The sequence below is a fragment of the Paenibacillus zanthoxyli JH29 genome (genome assembly GCF_000520715.1).
Lineage (GTDB): Bacteria > Bacillota > Bacilli > Paenibacillales > Paenibacillaceae > Paenibacillus_AQ > Paenibacillus_AQ zanthoxyli.
The window spans coordinates 1-1,955 of sequence record NZ_ASSD01000209.1 but is presented as its reverse complement, the minus strand read 5'-3'; the positions used below and the strand labels follow the sequence as shown (position 1 = coordinate 1,955).

3 protein-coding genes are annotated in these 1,955 nt (G+C 46.2%); all 3 read left to right on the top strand.

Annotation, left to right across the window (positions count from 1 at the left end; all coding sequences use genetic code 11):
* The first annotated feature begins 317 nt into the window (after positions 1-317).
* The 3 genes from L691_RS0107990 (at position 318) to L691_RS0107980 (ending at position 1,872) form a co-directional block, all read left to right on the top strand.
* Positions 318-752 (top strand): Lrp/AsnC family transcriptional regulator, encoded by a 435-nt coding sequence (locus L691_RS0107990; RefSeq protein WP_025689876.1) that lies wholly within the window; start codon positions 318-320, stop codon positions 750-752.
* A gap of 141 nt (positions 753-893) precedes the next feature.
* Positions 894-1,133, top strand: coding sequence for a hypothetical protein (locus L691_RS0107985; protein ID WP_025689875.1), 240 nt, complete (start codon positions 894-896; stop codon positions 1,131-1,133).
* On the top strand, positions 1,096-1,872 hold the full coding sequence (locus L691_RS0107980) for an amino acid ABC transporter ATP-binding protein (RefSeq protein ID WP_051459329.1): 777 nt from the start codon (positions 1,096-1,098) through the stop codon (positions 1,870-1,872). Before L691_RS0107985 ends, L691_RS0107980 begins: the two co-directional genes overlap by 38 nt.
* The last annotated feature ends 83 nt before the right edge of the window (positions 1,873-1,955 follow it).

The window sequence follows — 1,955 nt, the reverse complement described above, 5'->3', positions numbered from 1 at the left end:
AGATACCAGTCGCAACTACGAGGAACGTTTGGACTTTCGGCCGCTGTTGTCTCCAGATTTCTTGATTTAATCCACACTTGCGGTTGAAATCCGGAGACAAAGGCGATCGCTATCGCTCCTACAGTTCCAAACTTCCCCTTCGTTACTCCTTACCCTGATTACATTTTTCAAGTTCATCTTATATAGTATAGAAATTTATATGTGTTAAATACATATGATAAATAAGCATATTTTGATAAAATAGTTATGAATTATAAGTTAATTAGCTGGATATGGCTTAATTTTTTTACATAACTGAATCAAGGGGGATTACGGATATGGAGCATCCGATAGATGATATTGATAGAAAGATTTTGCAGCTGCTGCAGCACAATGCACGAATGTCCATTTCACAAATCAGCAAAGAAATCAGCATGTCCCAGCCTTCGGTTAAAGAAAGGATTTTGAAGCTGGAGGATAAAAGGATCATTTCCGGGTATTCCACAGCATTGAATTTAAGCAATCTGAATCGGGGAACGACGACTTTTATCCTGTTAAAAACTGAACATTGCCAGGAGCTCGTTGATTTTTGCAGCAAAGCCAGGGAAGTAACGGATTTGTACCGAATCAGCGGGGAATATAATTATCTGATTAAAGTGCAAACCGCATCGATCGAAGAGCTTGCCGAATTCCAAGATTCTCTTATTAAACTCGGACCTTCCAAGTCTCATATCAGTATGAAAAATATATTGGAAAACAGAGTTCTGCTCTAGGATATGGTAGAACAATACACAATTCCGACAAAGCCGATCAAAATTATATTGACGAACATTCTATGAACATGTAATATTCAATGTGCTGAAAAAAGATGTTCAATAGATCAGAAAAAAAGAGAAGAGAGAGGGTTCATAACAATGAGAAAATTCAGCCTGACACTTCTGCTGGTACTGACCGTCATTTTGGTTGCCGCCTGCGGAACAAATGCTAACAACGGCAATTCGCCTGCGGCTTCACCGTCGCAGAACGCGGAAACCGGAAGCGGGGAACAATCCAGCCTGGACGCAATCAAAGCGGTCTTTTATCTGGTATTTTGTACGGTCCTGACGGTGCTGCAAGATTACTGGAAAATCGTTTGTCCCGCTTCAAGTGCTTAAAGGCGTGGATGTGACGCTGGAGGAAGGCAAGGTGCTGGTCATTATCGGCCCGTCCGGCTCAGGCAAGACAATGCTGCTGCGCTGCTTCAATCTGCTGGAGGTTCCGGACAAGGGGGACATTTCGCTGGGCGGAATATCGCTAAGCTTTGATGGAAAGAAGCTCCCGAAGAAGGATGTCCTGGCGCTGCGGCAAAAAACGGGAATGGTTTTTCAGTCCTATAATCTGTTTCCGCATATGACGGCGCTCGGTAATGTCATGGAAGGGCAGGTCACCGTCCAAAAGCTGCCCAAGGAGGAAGCACGCCAGCGGGCCTTGAAGCTGCTGGATAAAGTGGGGCTTGCGGATAAAGCGGACTCCTATCCCCATCAGCTCTCCGGCGGCCAGCAGCAGCGGGTCGCCATTGCCCGGGCGATGGCCATGGAACCGGAACTTCTGCTGTTCGATGAGCCGACCTCGGCGCTCGATCCAGAGCTTGTTGGGGAAGTGCTGAAAGTCATCAGGGAGCTGGCATCCGAAGGCATGACAATGGTCATCGTAACCCATGAAATGAAATTTGCCGCCGATGTCGCGGACACGCTGATTATGATGGACGGTGGAGTTATTACGGAACAAGGCACGCCGGACCAAGTGCTCAACCATTCATCCAATCCCCGGACCTTGCAGTTTCTGAACCGGTTTGTGGGTGATGAGCGTCCGACAGTCTTAGCGGCGTGTTTACGTCTGCATATCCCATTATAATAGCCCAAATGAAATCAATGATGCCCAAGCCGGGCATCATTTTTGTTCTATATAGAACGCAATTAATAAACCAACAGCACCAC

What these genes read in the sequence shown, in the direction of transcription:
- L691_RS0107990 (WP_025689876.1), top strand. Translation starts at nt 318, where the DNA reads ATGGAGCATCCGATAGATGATATTGATAGAAAGATTTTGCAGCTGCTG.
- L691_RS0107985 (WP_025689875.1), top strand. Translation starts at nt 894, where the DNA reads ATGAGAAAATTCAGCCTGACACTTCTGCTGGTACTGACCGTCATTTTG.